24 protein-coding genes are annotated in these 24,823 nt (G+C 62.1%); 15 read left to right on the top strand and 9 right to left on the bottom strand.

Annotated elements, in window-relative coordinates:
* Nucleotides 1-850: 850 nt before the first annotated feature.
* From rpsT to EB235_RS34545, 4 genes are all read right to left on the bottom strand, one after another.
* Nucleotides 851-1,117 (bottom strand): 30S ribosomal protein S20, encoded by a 267-nt coding sequence (rpsT, locus tag EB235_RS34560; protein WP_027033005.1) that lies wholly within the window; start codon nucleotides 1,115-1,117, stop codon nucleotides 851-853.
* A 181-nt stretch (nucleotides 1,118-1,298) separates the two neighbouring features.
* Nucleotides 1,299-2,072: an enoyl-CoA hydratase gene (locus EB235_RS34555; RefSeq protein ID WP_027033006.1), complete on the bottom strand. Its 774-nt coding sequence runs from the start codon at nucleotides 2,070-2,072 to the stop codon at nucleotides 1,299-1,301.
* Nucleotides 2,073-2,103: 31 nt separating this feature from the next.
* Nucleotides 2,104-2,994 (bottom strand): bifunctional DNA-formamidopyrimidine glycosylase/DNA-(apurinic or apyrimidinic site) lyase, encoded by an 891-nt coding sequence (mutM, locus tag EB235_RS34550; RefSeq protein ID WP_027033007.1) that lies wholly within the window; start codon nucleotides 2,992-2,994, stop codon nucleotides 2,104-2,106.
* The gene (locus EB235_RS34545) at nucleotides 2,987-4,228 is read right to left on the bottom strand and encodes a phosphopentomutase (protein WP_027033008.1); all 1,242 of its coding nucleotides are present in this window, start codon (nucleotides 4,226-4,228) and stop codon (nucleotides 2,987-2,989) included. Before EB235_RS34545 ends, mutM begins: the two co-directional genes overlap by 8 nt.
* Nucleotides 4,229-4,442: 214 nt before the next feature.
* Here EB235_RS34545 and EB235_RS34540 point away from each other — a divergent pair, with 214 nt between their 5' ends.
* Complete coding sequence (locus EB235_RS34540; protein WP_027033009.1) at nucleotides 4,443-5,366, top strand: phosphate/phosphite/phosphonate ABC transporter substrate-binding protein; 924 nt, start codon at nucleotides 4,443-4,445, stop codon at nucleotides 5,364-5,366.
* Between the two features lie 10 nt (nucleotides 5,367-5,376).
* Here EB235_RS34540 and EB235_RS34535 read toward each other — a convergent pair whose 3' ends face one another.
* From EB235_RS34535 to EB235_RS34525, 3 genes are all read right to left on the bottom strand, one after another.
* Entirely contained in the window at nucleotides 5,377-6,000 is a 624-nt protein-coding gene (locus EB235_RS34535; RefSeq protein ID WP_027033010.1) for a TadE/TadG family type IV pilus assembly protein, read from the bottom strand.
* 35 nt (nucleotides 6,001-6,035) lie between these two features.
* Nucleotides 6,036-6,626 carry a TadE/TadG family type IV pilus assembly protein gene (locus EB235_RS34530; protein ID WP_027033011.1) on the bottom strand — a complete coding sequence of 197 codons (591 nt, stop codon included), beginning with the start codon at nucleotides 6,624-6,626 and terminating at the stop codon, nucleotides 6,036-6,038.
* A gap of 134 nt (nucleotides 6,627-6,760) precedes the next feature.
* Nucleotides 6,761-7,183 (bottom strand): pilus assembly protein N-terminal domain-containing protein, encoded by a 423-nt coding sequence (locus EB235_RS34525; RefSeq protein ID WP_027033012.1) that lies wholly within the window; start codon nucleotides 7,181-7,183, stop codon nucleotides 6,761-6,763.
* Nucleotides 7,184-7,541: 358 nt separating this feature from the next.
* On the opposite strand from EB235_RS34525, the gene EB235_RS34520 reads away from it, so the two are divergent.
* The 9 genes from EB235_RS34520 to EB235_RS34480 all read left to right on the top strand — a co-directional run bounded on the left by EB235_RS34520 (nucleotide 7,542) and on the right by EB235_RS34480 (nucleotide 16,665).
* Nucleotides 7,542-7,718 (top strand): Flp family type IVb pilin, encoded by a 177-nt coding sequence (locus EB235_RS34520; RefSeq protein WP_027033013.1) that lies wholly within the window; start codon nucleotides 7,542-7,544, stop codon nucleotides 7,716-7,718.
* Between the two features lie 184 nt (nucleotides 7,719-7,902).
* Nucleotides 7,903-8,421: an A24 family peptidase gene (locus EB235_RS34515; RefSeq protein WP_027033014.1), complete on the top strand. Its 519-nt coding sequence runs from the start codon at nucleotides 7,903-7,905 to the stop codon at nucleotides 8,419-8,421.
* Between the two features lie 214 nt (nucleotides 8,422-8,635).
* A complete protein-coding gene (gene cpaB / locus EB235_RS34510) occupies nucleotides 8,636-9,451 on the top strand; it encodes a Flp pilus assembly protein CpaB (protein WP_027033015.1) in 816 nt (271 codons plus the stop codon).
* Nucleotides 9,448-10,965, top strand: a complete 1,518-nt coding sequence (locus EB235_RS34505) for a type II and III secretion system protein family protein (RefSeq protein ID WP_027033016.1) — start codon at nucleotides 9,448-9,450, stop codon at nucleotides 10,963-10,965. Before cpaB ends, EB235_RS34505 begins: the two co-directional genes overlap by 4 nt.
* A gap of 14 nt (nucleotides 10,966-10,979) precedes the next feature.
* Nucleotides 10,980-11,717, top strand: a complete 738-nt coding sequence (locus tag EB235_RS34500) for a CpaD family pilus assembly protein (protein ID WP_027033017.1) — start codon at nucleotides 10,980-10,982, stop codon at nucleotides 11,715-11,717.
* A 57-nt stretch (nucleotides 11,718-11,774) separates the two neighbouring features.
* Nucleotides 11,775-13,058, top strand: a complete 1,284-nt coding sequence (locus EB235_RS34495; RefSeq protein WP_027033018.1) for an AAA family ATPase — start codon at nucleotides 11,775-11,777, stop codon at nucleotides 13,056-13,058.
* A 23-nt stretch (nucleotides 13,059-13,081) separates the two neighbouring features.
* Nucleotides 13,082-14,587: a CpaF family protein gene (locus EB235_RS34490; protein WP_027033019.1), complete on the top strand. Its 1,506-nt coding sequence runs from the start codon at nucleotides 13,082-13,084 to the stop codon at nucleotides 14,585-14,587.
* Between the two features lie 29 nt (nucleotides 14,588-14,616).
* Complete coding sequence (locus tag EB235_RS34485) at nucleotides 14,617-15,630, top strand: type II secretion system F family protein (RefSeq protein ID WP_027033020.1); 1,014 nt, start codon at nucleotides 14,617-14,619, stop codon at nucleotides 15,628-15,630.
* A gap of 9 nt (nucleotides 15,631-15,639) precedes the next feature.
* On the top strand, nucleotides 15,640-16,665 hold the full coding sequence (locus tag EB235_RS34480) for a type II secretion system F family protein (protein ID WP_027033021.1): 1,026 nt from the start codon (nucleotides 15,640-15,642) through the stop codon (nucleotides 16,663-16,665).
* 82 nt (nucleotides 16,666-16,747) lie between these two features.
* Here EB235_RS34480 and EB235_RS34475 read toward each other — a convergent pair whose 3' ends face one another.
* Complete coding sequence (locus tag EB235_RS34475; protein ID WP_027033022.1) at nucleotides 16,748-17,569, bottom strand: tetratricopeptide repeat protein; 822 nt, start codon at nucleotides 17,567-17,569, stop codon at nucleotides 16,748-16,750.
* Between the two features lie 128 nt (nucleotides 17,570-17,697).
* On the opposite strand from EB235_RS34475, the gene EB235_RS34470 reads away from it, so the two are divergent.
* From EB235_RS34470 to pdeM, 5 genes are all read left to right on the top strand, one after another.
* Nucleotides 17,698-19,062 carry a leucyl aminopeptidase family protein gene (locus EB235_RS34470; RefSeq protein ID WP_027033023.1) on the top strand — a complete coding sequence of 455 codons (1,365 nt, stop codon included), beginning with the start codon at nucleotides 17,698-17,700 and terminating at the stop codon, nucleotides 19,060-19,062.
* A gap of 72 nt (nucleotides 19,063-19,134) precedes the next feature.
* Complete coding sequence (locus EB235_RS34465; protein ID WP_010913361.1) at nucleotides 19,135-19,485, top strand: MarR family winged helix-turn-helix transcriptional regulator; 351 nt, start codon at nucleotides 19,135-19,137, stop codon at nucleotides 19,483-19,485.
* 27 nt (nucleotides 19,486-19,512) lie between these two features.
* Nucleotides 19,513-20,373, top strand: coding sequence for an NlpC/P60 family protein (locus EB235_RS34460; RefSeq protein ID WP_027033024.1), 861 nt, complete (start codon nucleotides 19,513-19,515; stop codon nucleotides 20,371-20,373).
* 259 nt (nucleotides 20,374-20,632) lie between these two features.
* A complete protein-coding gene (locus EB235_RS34455) occupies nucleotides 20,633-23,167 on the top strand; it encodes a ligase-associated DNA damage response DEXH box helicase (RefSeq protein WP_027033025.1) in 2,535 nt (844 codons plus the stop codon).
* On the top strand, nucleotides 23,164-23,880 hold the full coding sequence (gene pdeM / locus EB235_RS34450) for a ligase-associated DNA damage response endonuclease PdeM (protein WP_027033026.1): 717 nt from the start codon (nucleotides 23,164-23,166) through the stop codon (nucleotides 23,878-23,880). Before EB235_RS34455 ends, pdeM begins: the two co-directional genes overlap by 4 nt.
* Before the next feature lie 5 nt (nucleotides 23,881-23,885).
* Here the strand turns inward: pdeM and EB235_RS34445 are convergent, their stop codons facing one another.
* Nucleotides 23,886-24,821 carry a dimethyl sulfoxide reductase anchor subunit family protein gene (locus EB235_RS34445; RefSeq protein WP_027033027.1) on the bottom strand — a complete coding sequence of 312 codons (936 nt, stop codon included), beginning with the start codon at nucleotides 24,819-24,821 and terminating at the stop codon, nucleotides 23,886-23,888.
* Between the last annotated feature and the right edge of the window lie 2 nt (nucleotides 24,822-24,823).

The following is a 24,823-nucleotide window of genomic DNA, read 5'->3' as shown; positions in this document are numbered from 1 at the left end:
GATCTCTTCCTTCTGTACCTGTTTTCCGCCGGGGATGCGCCTCCTGCATCCGTGTTCCGGCGACCTAAGTCTTTGCTACGATGTCCGCTGCCGCCGCCGGCAGATGAACGTCGCCACGATCCGAGGGGAACCGGTGCCGGCCCATGGAAGCCAGTCCGCGTTGGGTATGTCAGGGCAATACGACACCGTCCGGCGAAAGAGCGCCGGCGCGCCGTCTACCTGCCATGTCTTGTTACGCCAGTCCCCTTACCCACATCAAAAAAGACAAACCAATCCCGTTCACGGACTTGATCCGCGTTGCAAATCCCGCCAATTTACGCTGGCCGATTCGGACTTGGTTAAGGGCCACGGGCCCGTCCCTCTTGATGACCCAACATTACCGAAATCGCTGTGGATAGGGCAAGGCCACCCCTAACTGATTTTTAAGGAATCTGGTTATCTCGGGCTGGTTCGAGCCGCATGCCGCAACGGCATATTTTGACAAAGCCATTGTGATTCAAACCCTTTTCCGCAGAATGTGAAAAAGCCGGGCCGGCGCGAAATATTCTGAAATAATTCGCTTGACAGGCAGTTGTTCTCCCGTCCCCTTGGCGCTCTGTGGACAAGGTGTGGATGACCATGGATAACTGTTTGAAAAATATAGCTTATTTGTGATGGTTAAGAATTTTAACGCCATCACTTTTCAGGCGTGTCAACCATGAGCAGGCATGCATGTGCCGGCAAAACATTTCGAAGCCGGGAATGCGCTTCAAACGTCGTTTCCGGACATTCTTTTTAAGTGCTTGCCGGCAAACGAAAAAACCCGGCTCAATCGGCCGGGCTTTGAAGAAGATCGGTTTGGAAGGCTATATCAGGCGGACAGCACCTTGAGGCGCTGAGCCAGCCGCGACACTTTGCGAGATGCAGTGTTCTTGTGGAGGATGCCCTTGGTTGCGGCACGCATCAATTCCGGCTCGGCAGCCTTGAAAGCAGCCTGTGCCGCTGTCTTGTCGCCGGAGGCGAGTGCCTCCTCAACCTGACGGACATAGGAGCGGACCCGCGAGCGGCGGTTCTTGTTGATCGCCGCACGGCGGGCGATCTTGCGCGTTGCCTTTTTGGCCGAGGATGTGTTGGCCATGATGCCTCTCTTCTGATCTGGTCGGCGCACGCGGCGTGCCGCAGGGCGCAAAAAACAAACGGGCAGCCACGGGGCCGCCTCGGTTGGTGCGGCTTATAGTTCAGCTTTTCCGGCGCGTCAACGCTGCCTGGCGTTCTTTTTGGCCGACGCCACAGCGTTTCGATCGCGGGCCGGTGACGCTCTACCGATTGGTGAAATTCGGCTTCCGCTTTTCGGCGAAGGCGGCCATGCCTTCCTTCTGGTCTTCGAGCGCGAAAAGCGAGTGGAACAGGCGGCGTTCGAACCGCAATCCCTCGGCAAGCGTCGTCTCATAAGAACGGTTGACGGCTTCCTTCGCCATCATCACCGACGGCAGCGAGAAATCGGCGATCTTGGCCGCCGCCTTGACGGCCTCCTCGACAAGTTCGTCGGCAGGCACGACCCGCGACACCAGGCCCGAGCGCTCGGCTTCCGCTGCATCCATCAGCCGTCCGGTCAGGCACATGTCCATCGCTTTCGACTTGCCGACGAACCGGGTCAGGCGTTGCGATCCGCCCATGCCGGGAATGACGCCGAGCGTGATTTCGGGCTGACCGAACCTGGCGGTGTCGGCGGCAATGATGAAATCGCACATCATCGCCAGTTCGCAGCCGCCTCCCAGCGCATAACCGGCCACTGCCGCAATGATCGGCTTGCGCGCCCGCGTGAACTCTTCCCAACCGACGAAGAAGTCCTGGCTGTAGGCGTCCACATAGGAGATCGCCTGCATCTCCTTGATGTCGGCGCCGGCGGCAAAGGCCTTGTCTGAACCGGTGATAACCATGGCGCCGATGCCCCGGTCGGCGCAGAAACCGTTCACCGCCGCGACCAGCTCGGCGAGGATCTGGGAATTCAACGCATTCAGGGCCTTTGGCCTGTTCAGCGTGATAAGCCCGACCTTGCCGCGCGTCTCGGTGATGATCGTTTCATAGGCCATGGCTGTTTCTCCTCGCTCAAGCCGATCTAACTCAGAGCTGACACGTCCGGCAATAGAAGGTCGAGCGTCCACTCTGCACGATGCGCTCGATGTGGCCGCCGCAGCCGGGCCTCGGGCAAGGTTCGCCTTCGCGGTCGTAGACGGCGAAGGAATGCTGGAAATAGCCCAGCGACCCGTCGGTGTGCATGTAGTCGCGCAGCGAAGACCCGCCGGCGGCGATGGCATCCGCAATGACCGAGCGGATCGCCTCGGCGAGGCGTTCGCTTTGTTCCCTGGCCTTCTTGCCCGGCTTGGCGATGGTGCCCGCCTCGCGCAAGGGCGACAGGCGGGCGCGCCATAGCGCCTCCGAGACATAGATATTGCCAAGACCCGCGATCAGCCTCTGATCGAGAAGTGCGGCCTTCAGCGGCGATCTGCGGCCCTTCAGCAAAGAGGCCAGCAGCACACCGTCCAGCGTATTGCCCGTCGGCTCGACGCCCAGTCCGGCCAGCATCGGATGCGTCTCCGGCGGCTCCTCCGCAAACAGCATGAAGCCGAAGCGGCGCGGGTCGTTGAAGATGACGCGGGACCGGGCGCCGGCCGCGGAGACGACATGGAACACGACATGGTCATGCGCCGTGCTTTTCGAGCGTTCATGGTGAAACACTCCCGGTGTCTCGCTGCCGTCGTCGGTCTCGATGCGAAAAGAGCCTGACATGCCGAGATGGCAGATCAGCACCGGGCCATCCTGCACATGGATGGTCAGATATTTGGCCCGGCGGCCAAGCGCGGTGATCGTCCTGCCGGTCAGCCGTTCCGAAAACCGCTCGGGAAAGGGAAACCGGAGATCTGGCCGTCGCGCCTCGACCTTGGCCAGGCGGGCGCCTTCGAGGACCGGCTGCAGGCCACGCCGGACCGTTTCGACCTCGGGTAATTCAGGCATGGCCGCCAATCATCGTATGGAACGAAGTGCCGTGGTGGCCACGCGCCAGCCCGAGATGCTCAGCGACCGTCTCGCCGATATCGGCGAATGTTGCTCTCAGTCCGATGTCGCCGCCTTTGAAGCCTGGTCCGGTGCCGATCACCGGGATGCGTTCGCGCGTATGATCGGTCCCGCGCCAGGTCGGATCATTGCCGTGATCGGCCGTCAGGATGAGAAGGTCGCCCTGCCGCAGCCTTGCGAATGCCTCCGGCAGTCGCCGGTCGAAGGCCTCGAGCGCGGCGGCATAGCCGGCGACATCGCGGCGATGGCCGAATTCGGTGTCGAAATCGACGAAATTGGCAAAGACGAGATCGCCGTCACCGGCATCATCCATCGCACCAAGCGCCTTGTCGAACATGGCCATGTTGCCGGCGGCCTTGCGCACCTCCGAAATCCCGCGATGGGCGAAGATGTCGCCGATCTTGCCGACGGCGATGACGCGGCTTCCGCGCGCCGTCAGCCTGTCAAGCAGGGTCGGCTCCGGCGGCGGCACGGCATAGTCATGACGGTTGTAGGTCCGCTGGAAGGTGCCGGCGGTTTCGCCGACGAACGGCCGTGCGATCACCCGCCCGATCCTCAGGGGATCGACCAGCCGCCGCACCACCTGGCAGAATTCATAAAGCCGCTCCAATCCGAAATGGACTTCATGCGCCGCGATCTGCAGGACCGAGTCGACGGAGGTATAGCAGATCGGTTTGCCGGTGCGGATGTGTTCCTCGCCGAACCGTTCGATGATCTCGGTGCCCGGCGCATGGCAGTTGCCGAGAATGCCCGGCACCTCGCCTTCGCGGATCATCGCCGCGGTCAGCTCAGCCGGGAAGGCGGGAACCGTATCCGGGAAATAACCCCAGTCGAAGCGCACCGGCAGCCCTGCGATCTCCCAGTGGCCGGAAGGTGTATCCTTGCCGCTCGAAACTTCCTGCGCCGCGCCATGGAAGGCATTGGCGAGCAAATCCGTCCCGAAATGGGCGAAACCCAATCCTGTCGCCGTCTCGGCTGCCTTGCCGAGCCCGAGTGATGCCATTTGGGGGACAAACAGCGGTCCCTGACGAACCCCTTCGCGATCCGCGCGCCCTTCCGCGCAAGCCTCGGCAATGTGCGCCAGCGTGTTTGCGCCGGCATCGCCATAGCGTTCGGCGTCGGTCGCGCCGCCGATGCCAAAGGAATCCAGGACAAAGAGGAAAGCACGCGCCATCGGGTCATTGTTGCCAGTGTGGACGACCAGACATAGGGTTCCACGGCGGCATTGGCAATTCGGAAACCAAACGGCAATGGCTTGGCGCGATAGTCCCGTGCATGTCGCCCAAAAGTGCACAGCGGTTTTGGGTAAGGACATGAACGAACACAAAAAGTGTCGCGACACGCCGGGCATGAGACATGGATCGAGGAAAACAGACGGCGGTCTTGTCATGAAAGCTGTGCTGAAGGCGTGCGGCGCCCTCATAGTCGCGCATGGAGCGCTCTGGTCCGGTCCCGCACGAGCCGACTGGCGCGATGATATCGGCACTTTTCGCATTGGCGTTGTCGCCGAGCCTGGCGCTGGCAACACCGTTCCGGGGCTGGCGGTGTTGACGGAGGCCTTTACCAATGCGCTTGGCATGAAGGTGGAATTTGTCGTTGCGCGCGATTATGCGGCACTGATCGAGGGGCAGGCCAATGGCCGCATCGAATATGCCATCTATTCGGCGACCGCCTACGCCACGGCGCTGAAGCGTTGCGGATGCGTCGAGCCGCTGGTGGCTCCGGTCGATTCCAACGGTGCGGCCGGCATCCGTTCCGTCCTGTTGACCAGGGATGGTAAACTGCCGGATCTGGCGGCGATGGCGACGCACCGGATCGCGATGCCGCCGCCGGACAGCGTCGGTGGGTCGCTTTTGCCGCTGGCGGGGCTGGCCGCCGAGCATGTCACGATCGCGGATGACTCACCGTTTCTGGTCCATGCCGATTCAGCGTCGGCGGCGGAAAAAATGCTCTTCGACGGTCAGGCCGACGCTTTGTTCGGTTGGGTGACGGCCACAGTCGACGGCCAGTCATTGTTGTCTGATGGCACGCAGGCAAGGCTCGAATTGGCCGGCCTTTCGCCGTCGGCTTTCCAGGTCGTTTGGACGTCGCCTTTGCTGAGATACGGTCCCCATGCCGTACGCAGCGATCTCGACCCTGAAGCCAAGCGTCGGCTGACCGTGTTCCTCACCAACCTCAAATCGACGACGCCGGATGTCTACGATCTCCTGGAATCGAAACATTCCGGCGGCTTCGCCACCGTGGCCCCGAAGGATTATGCGACGGCTGAAGCCATCGTGCGCCTGGTGTCGGCCAATAATGGGCAGCAATAATAAAGAATCTTCAGCAATCGCCGCAGGGGATCGTCAGGCTTCTGCGCGGGCGCAGATAGTAGGTCTCGCCCATCGAGATCGTGGTGGTCAGCGACGGGGTCAATCCGAGCTTTTGCTTGGTGTCCGACTGCCAGTTGATAATTGGCGCATAGGCGAGATTGCTATCGACACGGATGAGGAAGGTACCGGCGACCATGAGCGTTGCTGGAACCGTTGTCGCGGTACCCGCGGCGGCACCGGCGCTGTTGACGCCGCCTGCCACCTTGCGCGACCAGACCACCAGAACCTTGACCGGGTTATCGGTGGTGACCTGTATCGCGGTGATGGTGATGTTTGGCGTCGAGCGGTTGTAGGGCTGGATGGTCGTAGTGCCGATTTGCATGATGGCATCGAGATCCGCCTTGACGATGGTCGACTGCTGCGTGATGAGATCGGCGACCATGCTGCCGATGCGGCTGACCTTCTTGCTGGTCTCGATGGCCTGCGAAGCCTCCATTGTCATGAAGTACATGACCAGCAGGATCGGCACGATCAGAGCGAATTCGACCGCCGCCACGCCACGGCGATTGGAGCAGAACCCGACTGCCTTGCTCCAGAGTCCCGCAATTCCCGGATGTGCCCCCGCACGCATCATGCCCATCGCCTTTTTTCTTGTTTGTGCTTCCGAATTCAATTGTCGAACGGCTCGTTCTGCCAGGTCACGGACGCAAAGTGCAGCGTCCTGCCGCCACTCAGATTGGCCATCGACTTCGCCATCAGATCGGTCATGACGGGCCATTTGTAGAAGACCCGCAGCATGTTCTTCGATTCCGCGGGCCCAGGCGTGTTTGCGAAGGGCTGCGAGTTCGCGCCTTGCATCAGCACGACATCGCCGTTTTGGATCTGGAAGCTCGCCGTGGCCGCGTCGGCGAAAGTCGTATATTGGCGCAGGTCCACCAGCAGCTGTTGTGGGCAATCCGTGGAGACGATGATCTCCAGTTTGCCGCAGATCAGGGTCGTCAATTTGGTCCCGGCGACATCGGCCGGCCTCAACTGCCCTGTGCGTAACTGGCGCGCGACATCGTCGGTGATGTTGGCCATCACTTCCTGTCCGGCAAAGGAGATGCAGCTTTCAAGGATGGCGAAGACGAGGAGGGCGAACGGTAATGCCAGCAGCGCGAACTCCAGCGCCGTGGCGCCTCGCCGGTCGCGAACGAAACGCCTGAAAGACCTGACGCGCTCCACCTTGCGCTGACCTGTCGAGCCGAATTCCTTGCCCATACCTTGTTCCTGCCACCCCTGGACGGTTCCGACAGGTGTATTAGCGCAAACCAATTGAAGTCAGGTTTGAATGATCGTTAAAGTCGGCGCGGGCGTTTTAACCAGCCGGTAACTTGCGACAGTCGGCGCGCCGTCTATTTGCTGCCACTCATCTCGGTTTCGGAGGATTTTTCGGCCTCGCTCTTGTAGTAGCTTTCGCAATAGGGCGTGCAGGACATGGTCTGCACCTCGGCACGCCGGTAAATGCGGACGGATGAAGCTGCCTGCCGCACGACGGTGACCTGCGCGTCGACAATCGGGCTGCCCTCCTGGTCGAGGACGACGAGATTGGTGACGCCGAAACCCTTGCCGGTGAGCACGATCGTCGAGGCGTCCTGGACGGAGGCATCGGCGATTGCTGGATTGCCGACGACAATCGTATCGGCGGGGCGCGACAATTTCACGATCTTGGCCTGGTTCATGGTGACCTCGATGCCGGCGCCGGCCCTGGCGGGCGTGATCAAGCTTGTGGCGGCAAGAAGCACGGCAATCAGGATTGAAGATCTCGGCACGGCCATCAAGGCGCTCCACGCAAGCGGACTGTTCAACAGAACATGAACGAGATTGGTGAACCAACGGTTAAGCCGGCTTGCCGCCGCCGGATGCAGCGACCAGCATGGCCGCTCGCATGGCGGGATTCGCGCGGGGCCGCAAACTTCCGTGAGTCCTTGTCTTTTGCGGCGTTGGCTTGGGGAGCGGTATTTTAGCCAGCGCTTAGTATGGGGTTAACCACGCAATATGTTCGAGCCGGGAAAGGAATCGGTAAGGCTGTTTATTAAGCCGATCGAAAGAGCTTCTTCCTAGATTGGCAGCCATCCGATCAACCACCACAGAAGTTGACGGAAGTGCTGTAACACGTGGAGTAGGAGCTCTCAAATGTCTAACCTTTTTGCACGTTTCGTGAAGGACGAATCCGGCGCGACCGCTATCGAGTATGGTCTGATCGCCGCTCTCATCGCGCTCGCCATCATCACCGGCGCCGGCGCACTCGGCAACGCAATCAACGCCAAGTTCACGGCTATCGGTACCACCCTGAACTCCAGCGGCGGTTGATCCGCTTACTGTTGATCGCACATAGCGTTCTGCGCAGGGGCCGCCACATGGTGGCCCCTGTTTTTATGCTGCTTGTTTTTGGCGCAGCAAAACCAGTCGCCTTTTCGTCACGGGTCTCATCAATCGTTAATCGAGCCAAGCTAGATTGAGCCCCATCAAATTCGGACAATAGGCATGAGCGCCGATGCTTGAAGCCCTGATCTTTGTCGTCTTTCCGTTCTGCATGCTGTTTGCCGCGATCTCCGACATGCTGTCGATGACGATTGCCAATCGCGTGTCGGTATTGCTTGTCGTCGTCTTCGCGCTGGTCGCGCCGCTGACGGGTATGGAATGGGCAGCTTACGGTTGGCATTTCGCTGCCGGCGCCCTGGTTCTGGCCGTGACGTTCGGCCTGTTTGCGATGGGTGGTATGGGTGGGGGCGACGCCAAGCTGCTGGCCGCCACGGCCGTGTGGATGGGGCTCAATATCCAACTCGTCCAATATCTCGTGGCCTCGACATTGATCGGCGGCCTGCTGACAATCGCCATCCTGCTTTACCGGAAGTCACCGCTGGCTGCTTTTACCGGCCAAAATCCGTTCCTGCGTCATTTCGCGGATGAGAAGACCGGCGTTCCCTACGGGATCGCGCTCGGCCTGGGCGGGCTGCTGACTTATCCGGATTCGCCTTTGATGGTGTGGGCGCTGGCAAGGCTGGCGAACTGAGCTCGATCCAATTTATTTTTCTGGTTCTCTTCTGCCGGATACGCCTTGAAGAGGGGAAAGCTGGCGGCGTTGCTGGGTCGCGGCATGATACAGCTAATTTATGTAAACCTTAAATTAATCACGATCGTAAGCATTGCATTAACCTTGTTTTGACGATTGCCGCTGCACAGTCCGGCCTGGCTACGTGGTTTGCCAAGGGCGAGGGTTCGGACAGATGCCAGCATCCCGATTGATCATTCTGAGCGTGGCGGTGGCCGCGGCGGGTGGTGCTGGCTATGTCGCGAAGAACATGGTCGCCACGCCACCGCCCCAGATCGTCGTCGATTCCGGCCCCCAGGCCCCCGCGGTGGCCCTGCAGGACGTGCTCGTGCTCTCGGGCGATGTCATGATGGGCAATGCACTCGAGAACAACATCGCCTGGCAAGCGTGGCCGGCTGACGGCCTCAACCCGAATTTCATCACCAAAGCCACGGCTCCCGACGCCCTGGAGAAACTGAAGGGGTCGATTGCCCGTGTGCCGATGTATGCGGGTGAGCCCGTGCGGCGTTCCAAGCTGATCGGCGAGGGGCAGAGCTTCATGTCCTCCATCCTGCCTTCCGGGATGAGGGCGGTCGCCACGACCATATCGGCCGACACCTCGGCCGGCGGCTTCATCCTTCCAAACGATTACGTCGACGTCATCATGACCCGCAGGGCGGATGCCAACAGCGGCAGCACCGGCTTCAACACCGAAACCATCCTCAAGAACATCCGCGTCCTGGCGATCGACCAGACCATTCAGGAAGACGAGGAGGGCAAGAAGACCAGGGTGGGCCAGACCGCCACGCTGGAACTGACGCCCAAACAGGCGGAGATCATCACCGTCGCCCAGCAGATGGCGGATCGCCTGACACTGGCGCTGCGGGCGGTCGCGGACACCCAGGAAAAGAATGTGGGCGAAGCCGACTATCTCGTTTCCGGCAATGGCCGCAAGGGGACAGTGAGACTGATCAAGTCGGGTGAAGTCTCCGAAGTAGGGGCAAGGAAATGAGGTTAAGCGGTAAACTGCCGGCAATCGTAGCCGCAGCACTCAGTCTTCTGATCGTCGGAACGAATGTGCAGGGCGTTGTCGAGGCGAAGAATACGCAGGTGACGGCGACGACAGCCAGCCAGCGCGTCAAGCTTGACCTCAACAAATCGGTGGTCATCGACCTGCCGAGCGATGCCTACGATATTCTTGTCGCCAACCCGACCGTTGCCGATGCGGTGACCCGCACCGCAAGGCGTATCTATCTGTTCGGCAAAGCGGTCGGCGAGACCAACATCTTCGTCTTCGGTCCAAACGGCGAACAGATCGCCAGCCTGGATCTGGCCGTCGAACGCGACGTCGCCGGCCTGGAGGACTACATCAAGCGCTTCCTGCCGACGGCGGCCGTCAAGGTCGAACTGCTGAACGACAACGTCATCTTGACGGGAACCGTCGACACGCCGCTGGACGCGAAACGGGCCGTCGACCTGGCGACGATCTTCGTCTCGGGCGGTGAAGCGACGACCGGACAATATTCGCAAACCGCGGCCGGCGGCTCGGCCCAGAGCGGTGTCGACATCAACAATCCGGACCAGGAGCGCCGTACCAGCAAGATCGTCAACCTGCTGCAGATCATCGGCGACGATCAGGTCACGCTGAAAGTGACGGTCGCTGAAGTCAGCCGGTCGGTGATGAAGCAGCTCGGCGTCAACATGATCGGCAATGGCGGCAGCAACGGCATCAGCTACGGCGCGCTCAGCGACAATTTCACTGGTTTGGGCAAGCAGCTGTCGAATTCGGGCTTAAGCATCGGTAACTCGGCACTGATGGCCTATATCAATGCCATGGAGCAGTCCGGGGTCATGAAGACGCTGGCTGAACCGACCTTGACCGCCGTGTCCGGCGAAAAGGCCACCTTCAAGGTGGGTGGCGAGTACAACATGGTGACCGGGGTCACCGCCAACGTATCCACCGACAACCAGACGGGTCTGAAGAACTATACCGTTCAACAGATAGAGTATGGCATCGGCCTGGAATTCCAGCCGGTGGTGCTGTCTCCCGGCCGCATCAGCCTGAAGGTCAGAACCTCGGTCTCCGAGCCGACGACCGAAGGGTCGGTGTCGCTTTCCTCTGGCGTGACGAGCCCCGGGACCAACATCCTCTCGTTGCGCAAGCGTCTTGCCGATACGACGGTCGAACTGCCCTCGGGCGGTTCCATGATGATCGCCGGCCTGGTCCGCGACGATGTCAGGCAGGCCGTCAACGGCTTGCCGGGACTGACGAAGATCCCCGTGCTTGGTGCGCTCTTCCGCAGCAGGGATTTCGTGCGCAACGAAAGTGAGCTCGTCATCATCATCACGCCCTATCTGACGAAGCCGGTGGCACGCAACGATCTCGCCAAGCCGGACGACAATTTCAATCCTCCGAGCGACGGCGCCGGCATGTTCCTGGGCAAGGTCAATCGCGTCTACGGCACCATGCAGACCGACAAGCCCAACGGCCGCTACCACGGCGTTGTCGGCTTCATCTACAAGTGAATGGGGAAGCGGACATGTTTCAGTCAGCGTTGAAGACAAGGACCATCGCCACCACGATGCGCTCCAGCCATTCGCGGACCGGCCTGCGGGCGCTCCCGCTCATGGCGGTGGCGTTGACGGCTCTGCTGGCCGGTTGCGCCCAGCGCGACAGCATCACCGTCGGCGCCATTCCGGACGATTATCGCACCACCCATCCGATCGTCATTGCCGAGAAGAACGAGAAGATCGACCTTCCCGTCGGCGCCGGCGACCGCGGTATGACCGGCTCGCAGCGCGACACGCTTCTGGGTTTCCTTGATGGCTATGACAAGAGTGCCGCTCCGACATTGACCATTCAGATTCCGAGCGGATCGGCCAATGAGGTTGCCGCAACGGCGGCTGGCCATGATTTCGCCAGGCTGGCAGTCGCCAGCGGCGTCAAGCGCAACCGGATCGTGGTGGTCTCCTATCAGGCTGGATCGAGCGAGACATCCGCCCCGGTTCGCGTCTCCTATATCGCCGTGAGAGCCCAGACCGACAAATGCGGACGCTGGCCCGATGACCTCACCGAGACGTCGGAAAACAAGCACTACGCCGACTTCGGCTGCTCCTATCAGAACAATCTTGCCGCCCAGATGGCCAACCCGGCCGATCTGATTGGTCCGCGCAAACAAACCACCATCGACGCGGAAAATCGTGGCGCGGTGATCGATCTTTACCGCGGCAGGGGTATTTCGGGTGAATTCCTCGGCAATTCGGAAGTGACCTACTAAGCCGCCCCTTGGGAAAGAGAAGTCGCGCAGAGAACAGGCCACGGAAAGAGCATGACGATGAGCAATCTTGCCTATGACGCCACCGTGGACGGCGGTGATACCTCCCCGCACGACATCGCCGCGATGCAGGCGTTGCGGCCGGTTCCGCGCATCTCGATCCAGGCATTCTGCGAGACGGAAGGCGTTGCCAATCCGGTCGAGCGCGCCGGCGAGGACCGCCGCATGACCAAGGCGCATCTCAAGGTCCATATGGGCGGCATTCCCACGGCAATCGAGTTCTATCAGTCGGCACCGACGCCGAACCTGATCCTGCTCGAGTCACGCAGCGAGCCCAAGCAACTGCTCGAGCAGCTCGCCCAGCTCTCGGAATACTGTGACCCATCCTCGAAAGTGGTGGTGATCGGCCACTACAATGATGTCGGTCTCTATCGCGAACTCATCCGCTCCGGCATCTCCGAATATGTCATCGCGCCGGTGTCGATGGCCGACATTGTCAGTGTCATATCGTCGATTTTCGTCGATCCGGAAGCGGAGCCGCTCGGCCGCTCGATCGCCTTCGTTGGTGCCAAGGGCGGCGTCGGCTCCTCCACCATCGCGCACAATGTGGCCTGGGCGATGTCCTCCCTGTTCAAATCCGAGGTGGTCGTTGCCGACCTCGACCTGGCCTTCGGCACGGCCAACATCAATTTCGACCAGGATCCGGCACAGGGCATCGCCGAAGCGGTGTTTTCGCCCGAACGGGTCGACGAAGTCTATCTCGACCGGCTGCTGACCCAGTGCGCCGAGCACCTGTCGCTGCTGGCGGCGCCATCGACACTGGAACGCGTCTACGACTTCGATCCGGACGCCTTTGCGCAGCTTGTCGATGTCGCGCAGCGCAGCGTGCCGCTGCTGGTGCTGGACGTTCCCCATGTCTGGACGGGGTGGGCCAAGAACACGCTGGTCAAGGCCGACGAGATCGTCATCACGGCGACGCCGGAACTGGCCAATCTGCGCAACACCAAGAACCTGGTCGACATGCTGAAGCGGCTTCGCCCCAACGACCCGCCGCCGAAGCTGATCATCAACCAGGCCGGTGTCCCCAAGCGGCCGGAAATTTCATCGTCTGACTTCGCCGAGCCGCTCGGCCTGACGCCGATGTCGGTCATCGGCTTCGATCCGCTGTTGTTCGGCAATGCCGCCAACAACGGGCGTATGCTCGGCGAGATGGATGCCAAGAACCCGGTTGTGGCCATGATCAACGAGATTGCTCATGTGCTGACCGGCCGCAGCGAGATCAGGTCGAAAAAGAAGGCTGGCCTGGGCAGTCTGCTCGGCAAGCTTTCGCGCAACAAGAAGTGACGCAGTGGGGTCGGTAGTCGATCATGTTCGGTAAAAGAGGCAACGACGACGGCAACCGGTTCACGCCGGAATTCCGCCAGCCAGCACCGACGCCGGCCGCGCCGCCGCCCGCGGGTTCGGCGGATACGGCGGTTCTTGCCCGGCCTGTGGCAGCTCCGCAGCCGAGCACGCCTGTCGCACCACCGGCTCGGCGCGCCGTCGAGGCGCCGCCCATCGCGCAGGACCCGAAGCGAGGCCGCGAAAAGAGCGAGACCTACTATGACACCAAGAGCCAGGTCTTCTCCGCACTCATCGATACGATCGATCTGTCGCAGCTCTCCAAGCTTGAGCCCGAAAGCGCACGCGAGGAAATCCGCGACATCGTCAACGACATCATCGCGATCAAGAATTTCGCGATGTCGATTGCCGAGCAGGAGGAACTGCTCGAAGACATCTGCAACGACGTGCTGGGCTATGGGCCGCTCGAGCCTTTGCTCGCCCGCGACGACATCGCCGACATCATGGTCAACGGCTCGAAGAACGTCTACATCGAAGTCAACGGCAAGGTCGAGCAGACCGGCATCCGCTTCCGTGATAACCAGCAGCTCCTCAACATCTGCCAGCGCATCGTCAGCCAGGTCGGCCGGCGCGTCGACGAATCGAGCCCGATCTGCGACGCGCGTCTTCCCGACGGCTCCCGCGTCAACGTCATCGCGCCGCCGCTTTCCATCGACGGCGCCACGCTCACCATCCGCAAGTTCAAGAAGGACAAGCTGACGCTCGATCAGCTGGTCAAGTTCGGCGCCATCTCGCCGCAGGGTGCCGAAGTTCTCAAGATCATCAGCCGTGTCCGTTGCAACATCGTCATCTCGGGCGGTACCGGCTCCGGCAAGACGACACTGCTCAACTGCCTGACCAACTACATCGATCGTGAGGAGCGCGTCATCACCTGCGAGGACTCGGCCGAACTGCAGCTGCAGCAGCCGCACGTCGTGCGCCTCGAAACCCGCCCGCCCAACCTCGAAGGCGAAGGCGAGGTGACGATGCGCGACCTGGTCAAGAACTGCCTGCGCATGCGGCCCGAACGCATCATCGTCGGCGAAGTGCGTGGACCCGAAGTGTTCGATCTCCTGCAGGCGATGAACACCGGCCATGACGGCTCGATGGGAACGATCCACTCGAACAGCCCGCGCGAATGCCTGAACCGTATCGAATCCATGATCGCCATGGGCGGCTATTCGCTGCCGCAGAAAACCGTGCGCGAAATCGTCGTCGGATCGATCGACGTGATCATCCAGGCGGCGCGTCTGCGTGACGGATCGCGCCGCATCACCCACATCACCGAGGTGATCGGAATGGAAGGCGACGTCATCATCACGCAGGACATCGTCCTCTACAACATCAAGGGTGAGGACGCCAACGGTAGGCTGCTGGGAGAGCATGTATCGACCGGCATTGGTCGTCCGCATTTCTGGGAACGCGCCCGTTACTATGGCGAGGAGCAGCGCCTCGCCAAAGCACTTGAGGCGATGGAGAAACGCGCTGACTGACGCATTTGCAGGCGTGAAGGTTCTGGTTGATGTTTGGAATTGACGGCACCGTATTGGCGTTTGTCGTGCTCGCCGGCTTCAGTGCCGGCGCGGTCGCCTATGCGTTCCTGTTCAACCAGATCAGCAATGAGAAACAGGCCGGCAAGCGGCTTGAAACAATCAAGGCCGCGGAGACGGACCGGTCCATTGTCACGGCCACGCGCGACCGCGCGGCGGACGCGGCCAAGCGCCGAAAATCGGTCCAGGATTCGCTAAACGAGCTCGATGCAAAGCAGAAGACCAAGAACAGCGCCGTCAAGAAGCCGCCGCTGAAAGCCCAGCTACGGCAGGCTGGAATGAAGGTTACCGTCGAACGTTTCTACATTTATTCAGCCATATGCGGGCTCGCTCTGGCGGTGCTCGCGTTCGTGGCCGGGGCGCCGCTGCTTGTCGTGCCCGGCGTGCTGCTGGCGGGTGCGCTCGGTCTGCCGCGCTGGTTCGTTTCATTTCGCCGCAAGCGGCGCGTCAAGGCGTTTCTCAATGAATTTCCAAACGCGCTCGACATCATCGTGCGCGCGGTCAAGTCCGGCCTGCCGTTGAACGACGCCGTACGCCTGATCGCCAACGAATCCCCCGAGCCGGTCAAGGGGGAGTTTCGTCGCATCGTCGATTCGCAGCAGATGGGCCTGTCGATCCCCGATGCGACCTTGCGGATGCCCGAAACCATGCCATGCACCGAGGCGAGTTTCTTCGGCATCGTCATCCAGATCCAGTCGCAGGCCGGCGGCAACCTGTCCGAGGCGCTGGGCAACCTTTCGCGCGTGCTTCGTGATCGCAAGAAGATGAAAGCCAAGGTCCAGGCGCTGTCGATGGAGGCGAAGGCATCCGCCGCCATCATCGGAGCGCTGCCCTTCATCGTCGCCTTCCTGGTCTATCTTTCGAGCCCGCTCTACCTGATGCCGCTGTTCAACACCAGCGTCGGCAATCTGATCCTTGGCGTTGCCGCTGTCTGGATGTCGATCGGCATCTTCGTAATGCGCAAGATGATGAATTTCGAAGTCTAGGGCCGCGGCATGAGCGAACAAGTCATCAAGTCACTGACAGACCCCAGCCTCCTGATTGCGCTGCTGGTCGCCATCGCCGTATTCGCCACCGTCTTTACACTGCTGCCGGCGTTTGGTGGCAACCAGCTCAAGTCACGCATGAAGTCGGTCGCGCTGGAGCGCGATGCGCTTCGCGCCCAGCAACGCGCACGGCTTGCCAGCGAGTCCGACCGCCGGCGCAAAGGCCTGCGCGAGCAGCAGTCGGTCGGCATGCGCAACATCGTCGACCGGCTCGACCTGCGGCGCGCCCTGGCCGACGAGAGCACCTTGCAGAAGCTCAAGGTCGCCGGCTTTCGGGGACAGAACCCGCTGACGCGTTTTCTCTTCTTCCGCCTCGTGCTGCCTTTTGTCGGCTTCGCGCTGGGCCTGATCTACATATTCCTGCTCGGAGGATTGCCGGACAAACCATTGGTCATCCGGCTGTTCGTCTGCGTGCTTGTTGCCTATGGCGGCTTCTACGCCCCGGTCCTCTATGTCAACAACCGCGCCACCAAGCGCAAGAAGTCGATCCAGATGGCGTGGCCGGATGCACTCGACCTGATGCTGATCTGCGTCGAATCCGGCATGTCGGTGGAGGCGGCACTGCGCAAGGTCGCCGACGAGATCGGCGCCCAGTCGGTGCCGCTGGCGGAAGAATTCATCCTGACCAACGCAGAGCTTTCCTATTTGCAGGAGCGCAAACAGGCCTACGAAAACCTGGCCAACCGTACCGGCCTGGAATCAGTCAAGTCGGTGTCGCAGGCGCTCGTCCAGGCCGAGCGCTACGGCACACCGGTGGCGCATGCGTTGCGCGTGCTTGCCGCTGAAAGCCGCGACATGCGCATGAACGCCGCCGAGAAGAAGGCCGCCGCCTTGCCGCCCAAGCTCACAGTGCCGATGATCCTGTTCTTCCTGCCGGTGCTTTTCGCCATCATCCTGGGCCCTGCCGGCATCCAGGTCAGTCAGCGCGGCATCTTCGGTGATCATTCTGGGGCGGCAGCGGCAGCTACCCAGTAACGGCACGGCAAATCCTTGTGCAAATGCGAAAGCCGCGCTGCATGCAGCGCGGCTTTCGAGTTCTATCAGCGAAATCGTTGTGTCAGTTGGTTGCCGACTTCGGCTTGTCCTGAGCCTTGAGCTGGCTCCAGGCATTCTGCTGGGCCAGCATCTGCCTGAGATAGGCGACGTTGGCCTGTGCCTGTTCGGGCGAGAGTTCCTGCGAGGCGATCTTCTCGGCTTCATCGAAGCGGCCCTGCAGGCCGACGACCAATGCCAGGTTCTGGCGCACACGGCTGTCGGCGCCGGGCTGCTGTGCGGCCGAACGCATATAGGTCTCGGCGGTGCGCAGGTCTCCTTCCAGCACATAGGACATGCCAAGATTAGAGAGCACCGAAGGTTCGTTCGGCTTGAGTTCGAGGGCCTTGCGGTAATCCTGGCGCGCCTCGTCCTTCTGGCCGAGCTGGTCGAGGATAGCGGCTTCCGCCGACACCAGCTTCCAGTCAGGATATTCCGGCGTCTGCGCGCGGCGTACGGAGTCGAGCGCTGCCTCGAACTGGCCGTTGGCAGCCTGCGCCTTGCCGTATGCGGCAAGCACATCGCGATCCTTGGGATAGATGATGGCCAGCTTGCGCATTACGGCAAGCGATTGGTCGGCGTCGCCGTCCATCTGCAGCGCCGCCGCAAAGTTTGTCGCAATGCGCTTGTCGGTCGGGTTGCGAGCGTAGGACTGGCCAAGTGCCGCCGTGGCATTGTGCACTTCTCCCGCCGACATGGTGTCCAGCGGCTTGCCGTCGCTGCGGCCGATCGAGCCGGTGGTCATCCTGCTGGTTCCGCATCCGGCGACGCCCGCGGCGAGCGCCAGCATGAGGGCCGTGGTGACCAGCCGTTTTCCCCTGGCATTCATTGTGCGGTTGGTCGGCATCGCTACCTGGGCCTCCATTCATGCGTGCGGCCATTGCGTGGCCATCTTCCCTCCCGCAGAAATATTCTGTTAACCCTAACGGAGGGTTAAGAAGCGCCGACTCGCAGGGGTCGGCAGGAGAACATCGAATGCCTGTCGAACTCGTCGAGAAGAAATTGCAAGGCGCGCTGCCGGTCCATCTGGTGGCCCGTGACGGTCTGGAGGCCTCGCGCCTCGCGCCATCAACGCTCACCTGGGCCAGGGCCAACGGCTTTTCTGGCGAGGCAGGCAGGATGCTGGCCGTGCCCGACGAAAATGGAGCACTCGCTGGCGCGCTGTTCGGTATTGGCGACAGTGCGGATGCGCTCGCTCTCGGCGCATTGTCAAAAACCCTGCCGGAAGGCGACTGGCATTTTGCCTCGGCGCCTGCCGAGCCGGAACTCGCAGCAATCGGATTGGCGCTCGGCGGCTATGTCTTCACACGTTACGGCAAGAAGCCGGGCAAGGCGCTGCGCTTCGAGTTGCCGATCGGCGTTGATGCGGCGCGCGTTCGTCGCATAGCAGACGGCGTCTTCTTGGCACGGGACTTGGTCAACACGCCGACCAGCGATATGGGGCCGGACGATCTGGAGAAGGCGGTGCGGACCTTGGCTGCGGCGCACAAGGCCGAAGTATCGGTGGTCAAGGGCGACGATCTACTCGCGCAGAATTTCCCGATGATCCACGCCGTCGGCCGCGCCTCATCAGGCGCGCCGCGCCTGATTGACATGAAATGGGGATCCGAGGGCGCGCCGAAGGTTACGCTGGTCGGCAAGGGCGTCTGCTTCGACACCGGCGGTCTCGACATCAAGCCTTCATCCAGCATGCTGCTGATGAAGAAGGACATGGGCGGTGCGGCCAATGTGCTTGGCCTGGCCTCGATGATCATGGCTGCCGGACTGAACGTGCGGCTGCGGGTGCTGATCCCCGCGGTCGAGAATTCGATCGCCGGCAACGCCTTCAGGCCCGGTGACGTGCTGGCGAGCCGCAAGGGCATCACCGTCGAGATCGGCAACACCGATGCTGAAGGGAGGCTGGTGCTGGGTGATGCCCTTGCGCTGGCCGACGACGAGGAGCCGCAGCTGCTGGTCGACATGGCGACGCTGACCGGAGCCGCCCGTGTCGCGCTTGGCCCCGACCTGCCGCCCTTCTACACCGCTGACGAGGCGCTGGCCTCGGACTTGGCGGCGGCATCGCTGGCGGTCGAGGATCCGCTGTGGCGCATGCCGCTGTGGCGGCCCTACGATGCGAAACTGTCGTCGAAGATCGCCGACATCAACAACGTCACCACGGACGGTTTCGCCGGTTCGATCACGGCGGCGCTGTTCCTCAAGCGCTTTGTCGAGAAGACGGCGGGTTGGGCGCATTTCGACATCTTCGCCTGGAATCCAGCCGATCGCCCGTATGGCCCCGCCGGTGGCGAAGCCCAGGGTATCAGGGCTTTGGAGCAGGTGATTTCGAGACGTTTTGGCTGAGACTCGCCAATGGAGCCGGCAAATCGCCGAAACTGAAACGGAACCGAAACAATTTGCCGTCATGCTGGTGCGATGTCGATTGCGATGCGCCCGAGCCAGGCCTTGCGACTGTGGCAGCAAGTGATGCTGTCGCAGGTGCGCGACGACGCGCCCGATCTGACCATGCGCCAGACGGCGATCCTGTTCACCATCTATCTCGATCCGCCGCCGCACACGGTGCGCGGGCTCGCTGCCCGTCTCAACGTCACCAAGCCGGTCATCACCCGCGCGCTCGACACGATGGGCGCGCTGAAACTGGTGTCGCGCCATCGCGACGAGCTCGACAAGCGCAACGTGCTGATCAAACGCACGGTCGAGGGCGCACTCTTTGTCGAGCGCTTCGGCGATGGTATCATCGCCAGGGCGCATGAACTGCCCATCTGACCACCAGCATTTGACCGGATTGCCGATTTGACCGCCCACGACGCCCGCCTTCACGCCTTTCGTACCGATCTTGCCGATGTGAGATTGAAAGGAGAGGTTACCGCCGACCGCTTTGTCAGCGGCCAGCCAGTGCGGATCACCGCTCCGGTGGCCGACGTCCGCAAGGCGCCACGGCCCGATGCCGGCGTCAACACGCAGCTCCTGTTCGGCGATGATGTCCTCGTTTTCGAGGTCGCCGAGGGCTGGGCCTGGGTGCAGGCTGAACGCGACGGCTATGTCGGCTATGTCGCCGACACTATGCTGGCCGGCCGCGACCAGGCACCCACCCATATCGTCTCGGTCCCCCGCACTTTTCTCTACCCCGGTCCGGATCTGCGCTTTCCGATCGCGGGGCAATTGTCGATGGGATCGACGGTGACGGTGACGGGCGCCGCCGAGACGCGTGGCACGCACTATGCCGTCCTGTCCTCCGGCGAGGCAGTCATCGCGGGTCACTTGCGGCCTGTCGACGAGGTCGCTGCCGACTATGTTTCCGTGGCCGAGATGTTTCTCGGCACGCCCTATCTCTGGGGCGGCGCATCCGGCTTCGGCATTGACTGTTCGGGCCTGGTGCAATTGGCGATGCGCATGGCCGGCAGGGACGTGCTGCGCGATTCCGACATGCAGGCGGCGACACTTGGCGAGCCAGTCGAGCCTGGCCCGGACTATGCCGGGTTGCGCCGTGGTGACCTCGTCTTCTGGAAAGGCCATGTCGCTGTCATGACCGACGCGGAGACCATGATCCATGCCAATGGCCACACCATGCTGGTCTCGCGCGAAGGGCTGAAGGATGCCATCGCCCGGATAGGTTATCTCTATGGCGGGCCGACGGGGTTCAGAAGGCCGTAAGCTTCTTCCTTCTCCCCGTCACTATACGGGGAGAAGGTGCCCGAAGGGCGGATGAGGGGCGGAGCTAACGATTGAAGGCTCGCGCTGCCCCTCACCTGCCTGCCGCCGTTCGTCGTTCGAAAAACCAAGCAGTTGGCTTTTCGTCCGCTACGCGGACCACTCCTCAACTCCCCGTAAACGGGGCGAGGGGCGCTCTCCTCGATCCCCTTTTGTTCCGATTTTTCTTGGCGATTGCCCACGGCCGCGCTACCTCTGGCACGTGACAGTTGAGCCGCGCCTTGCCGATCAGAATGCAGCCGTCGTCCTGCCCGAGCCATTCCTCAGATGGTTCGGGGAAAGGGGCTGGTCGCCGCGCGCCCATCAGATCGAACTGCTGGCGAAGGCTCAGGCCGGGCAATCGGTGCTGTTGATCGCCCCGACCGGCGCTGGCAAGACGCTGGCCGGCTTTCTGCCTTCGCTGACCGAACTGGCCGTCCGGCCCAGGCGAAAACCGGGGCAGGCGCATCGCGGCATCCACACGCTTTATATCTCGCCGCTGAAGGCGTTGGCGGTCGACATCGAGCGCAATCTCGCCAAGCCGGTGGAAGAGATCGGGCTGCCCGTCACCATCGAAACGCGCACCGGCGACACCCCCGCCCACAAACGCCAGCGCCAGAAGCTGGTGCCGCCCGACATCCTGCTGACAACGCCCGAGCAGTTGGCGCTGCTGATCGCGGCGGGCGATGCCAGGCGCTTCTTTGAGGATCTGCGTTATGTCGTGCTCGACGAGCTGCATTCGCTGGTGACCTCGAAGCGCGGCCATCTGCTGGCGCTCGGCCTGGCGCGGCTGCGCAGCTTTGTTCCAGGCCTGCAGACGATAGGACTGTCGGCAACGGTCGCCGAGCCGGACGAATTACGGCGCTGGCTGGTCAGCCAGAATCCCCCAGGCGGCATGTCCGAACTGATTGTCGTGACAGGGGGGGCAAAACCCGAAATCACCATCCTCGATTCCGAAGAGCGCGTACCTTGGGCAGGGCATTCCGCCCGCTACGCCACGCCGGAAATCTACCGCGAGATCAAGCGCCACAAGACGACGCTGCTGTTCGTCAACACGCGCAGCCAGGCGGAACTGCTGTTCCAGGAATTGTGGCGGGTCAATGAAGACACCTTGCCGATCGCACTGCATCACGGCTCGCTCGACGTCGCCCAGCGCCGGCGCGTCGAGAAGGCGATGGGCGACAATGCGCTGCGCGCCATCGTCGCCACCTCAACGCTCGACCTCGGCATTGACTGGGGCGATGTCGATCTGGTCGTGCATGTCGGTGCACCGAAGGGGGCAAGCCGGCTGGCGCAGCGCATCGGCCGTGCCAACCACCGCATGGACGAACCTTCAAAGGCGATCCTGATCCCGGCCAACCGTTTCGAGGTGCTGGAATGCCGGGCAGCGCTTGACGCAAATTATCTCGGCGCGCAGGACACGCCGCCGCTGGTCAATGGCGGCTTGGACGTCTTGGCTCAGCATGTGCTGGGGTGCGCCTGCGGAGCGCCGTTCCGCGCCGACGATTTGTTCGAGGAAATCCGAACGGCGGCGCCTTATACCAGCCTCGACCGGCCAACATTCGACCGCGTCATCGATTTCGTTGCCACCGGCGGCTATGCCCTGAAGAACTATGAGCGCTATGCCCGCATCCGCCTGAACAAGGACGGGTTGTGGCGCGTCTCCAATCCGCGCGTTGCCCAGCAATACAGGCTGAATGTCGGCACCATTATCGAAGTGCCGGCGCTCAACGTGCGTTACGTCAAGGCCGGCAGCAAGGGCTCGGCTTCGCGTGGCGGTGCCGTGTTAGGCAAGATCGAGGAGGCTTTTCTTGAAACGCTGACACCTGGCGACACTTTCATGTTTGCCGGCAAAGTATTGCGCTTCGAGGGCATTCGCGAGAACGAATGCTTCGTGTCGAACGCACCAGGCAGCGACGCCAAGGTGCCCTATTATGGCGGCGGCAAGTTTCCGCTTTCGACCTATCTGGCCGAACAGGTCCGCATCATGCTGGACGATCCGCAGCGCTGGAAGATGCTGCCGGAACAGGTGGCCGACTGGTTGCGCATTCAGGCAGACAAATCGGTATTGCCGAAGCGCGATGATCTGCTGATCGAGACCTTTCCGCGTGGCAATCGCTATTATCTGGTCGCTTATCCCTTTGAAGGCAGGCTGGCGCACCAGACGCTCGGCATGCTGCTCACCCGCCGCCTCGACAGGGCAGGCGCCAGGCCACTGGGCTTTGTCGCCACCGACTATGCCTTAGCGATATGGTCGCTGGGCGACATGGGTGCGATGTTCAAGGCCCGCAAACCGTCGCTCAATGCGCTGTTCGATCAGGACATGCTGGGCGACGACCTCGAAGCCTGGCTGGCTGACAGCTGGCTGCTCAAGCGCACCTTCCGCAATTGCGCTTTGATTTCAGGACTGATCGAGAAACGCCATCCCGGCCAGGAAAAAAGCGGCCGGCAGGTCACCGTGTCGACCGACCTGATCTACGACGTGCTGCGCAGCCATGAGCCGGACCACATCTTGCTGCAGGCGACACGCGCCGATGCGGCGACCGGTCTGCTCGATGTCAGCAGACTTGCCGACATGCTCTCGCGCATCCAGGGTCGAATCATGCATAAGAATCTGGAGCAGATTTCGCCGCTGGCCGTGCCTATCATGCTCGAGATCGGCAAGATGCCAGTGAATGGCGAAGCCGATGAAACACTGCTGATGGATGCCGCGACGCTGGTCGAGGAGGCCATGGGCCCGGGAATGGTTGAGCAATGAATTTTTCGCTGGCGCGCGCATCGCTGATCGCCGAGGCCGACCTTGTCGGTATCGCCGGCGAACGCGCCGTCTGCGATCCGCGCGGGGTGCTCTATTTTCCCGAGCTCCGGCTTCTGGCTGTCTCGGACCTGCATCTGGAAAAAGGCTCGTCGCTGGCAAGGCGCGGCACGCTGATCCCGCCATACGACACTGGCGCGACCTTGCTGCGGCTGCAGGCTGTCATATCGGACTACCAGCCTTCGATCGTCATCAGCCTGGGCGACTCCTTCCATGATGGCGGCGGCGCCGAGCGCATGCATGCGAGTTTTCGCGAGCGGCTGGAGGCGCTGATGGCAGGCCGCGACTGGCTCTGGGTCGCCGGCAATCATGATCCGGAAGCGCCGGCCGATCTGCCCGGCGAAACGGTGCGCGAACTCGCTATCGGCTCATTGCTGTTTCGGCACGAGCCCTCCAAGGTGCGGGTCGAGGGTGAGATATCAGGCCATTTGCATCCCTGTGCCCGCATCGTGCAGCAAGGCCGCTCGGTGCGGCGGCGCTGCTTTGCCGGTGACGGCGGGCGCATGATCATGCCCGCCTTCGGTGCCTATACCGGCTCGCTCAACGTGCTCGACCGCGCCTATGCCGGCCTGTTCCGGCTGGAAACGCTGATGGCCTACATGCTGGGCACCCAGCGCATCTTCGCCATTTCCGGCTCGATGCTGCGGCCCGGCTGACGCAGCTACCTGCCGTAATAGAGCGTGACCGTATGCTTCGCCTCGGCGAAGAACAGCCAGCGTTCGACCAGCATGCCGGCGAACTGGACGATCGCGACGAGCGCTGACGACATTGCCGCGAAGGGCCAGGGCAAGGCAAAGGTGGCGGCGAGTAGCAGGACGGGCAAGACAAAGGCCAGTATCTGCGTGATCTGGCGCAGCCGCGCACTGTGCTTGCGCGCGATGCGAAAGCCCATGTCCTTGAGCAGGTAGTTTTCCTCCGTATGCGGCCATTCCAGCGACCGCACCGTGCCGCCGGCAAGTCCGGTCGCGGTGTTGGCGTTGCTCGGGATTTCCAGTTGGTCGTTGTAGCGCCAGGTCGCCAGCTTCCAGCCCCAGCCGGCAAGAGTAGCAAGCAGCGAGAACGACAACACGGCAATCGAGGCGACGCCAAAGCCTTGCAGTAGCGCGTTCAACAGAACACTGCCGGTCATGGCTGCGAAGATCAGATAAGCTGGCAAAGTATAGCGGCTGTGCCACTGGGCGATCGGCTTCAGCGACGCATAGATCATGCCGGTCGTGCAGACGGTGACGATTGCGCCGATGGCGGCCAGCAATCCGGCGATGCCCACCCATCCACTGGTCCTGCCGAAGATTACCCAGCCGATGCCGAACAGTCCCGCCGGGATGAAGGTGATGACCGACGACACGCCTTCGCGCGACAGCCAGGAACTGCGCCATTGCGAGAAGGCGCGCCAGGCGCGTTCGGGTCTGCCGAGATGGCCGGTCGAGGACAACAATCCCGCCGCGATCAGGCCAAGCGCCAGCCCCAGGCCGATGAAGCCGAGCCAGAAATCGGGCGGGATGATCTGGAATCCGCCGAGCACGCCAAGCAGCGCGAGCAGGCCATAGCCGGCGCCGGTGGCGGTGGTGAAGAAGACGACGGAGAAGGCGGGATGCATGG

Source organism: Mesorhizobium loti R88b, from assembly GCF_013170845.1.
In the GTDB taxonomy this organism is placed as follows: domain Bacteria; phylum Pseudomonadota; class Alphaproteobacteria; order Rhizobiales; family Rhizobiaceae; genus Mesorhizobium; species Mesorhizobium loti_B.
Note: the sequence above shows the minus strand (reverse complement) of the source record. Positions and strands in the feature narration are given on the sequence as shown.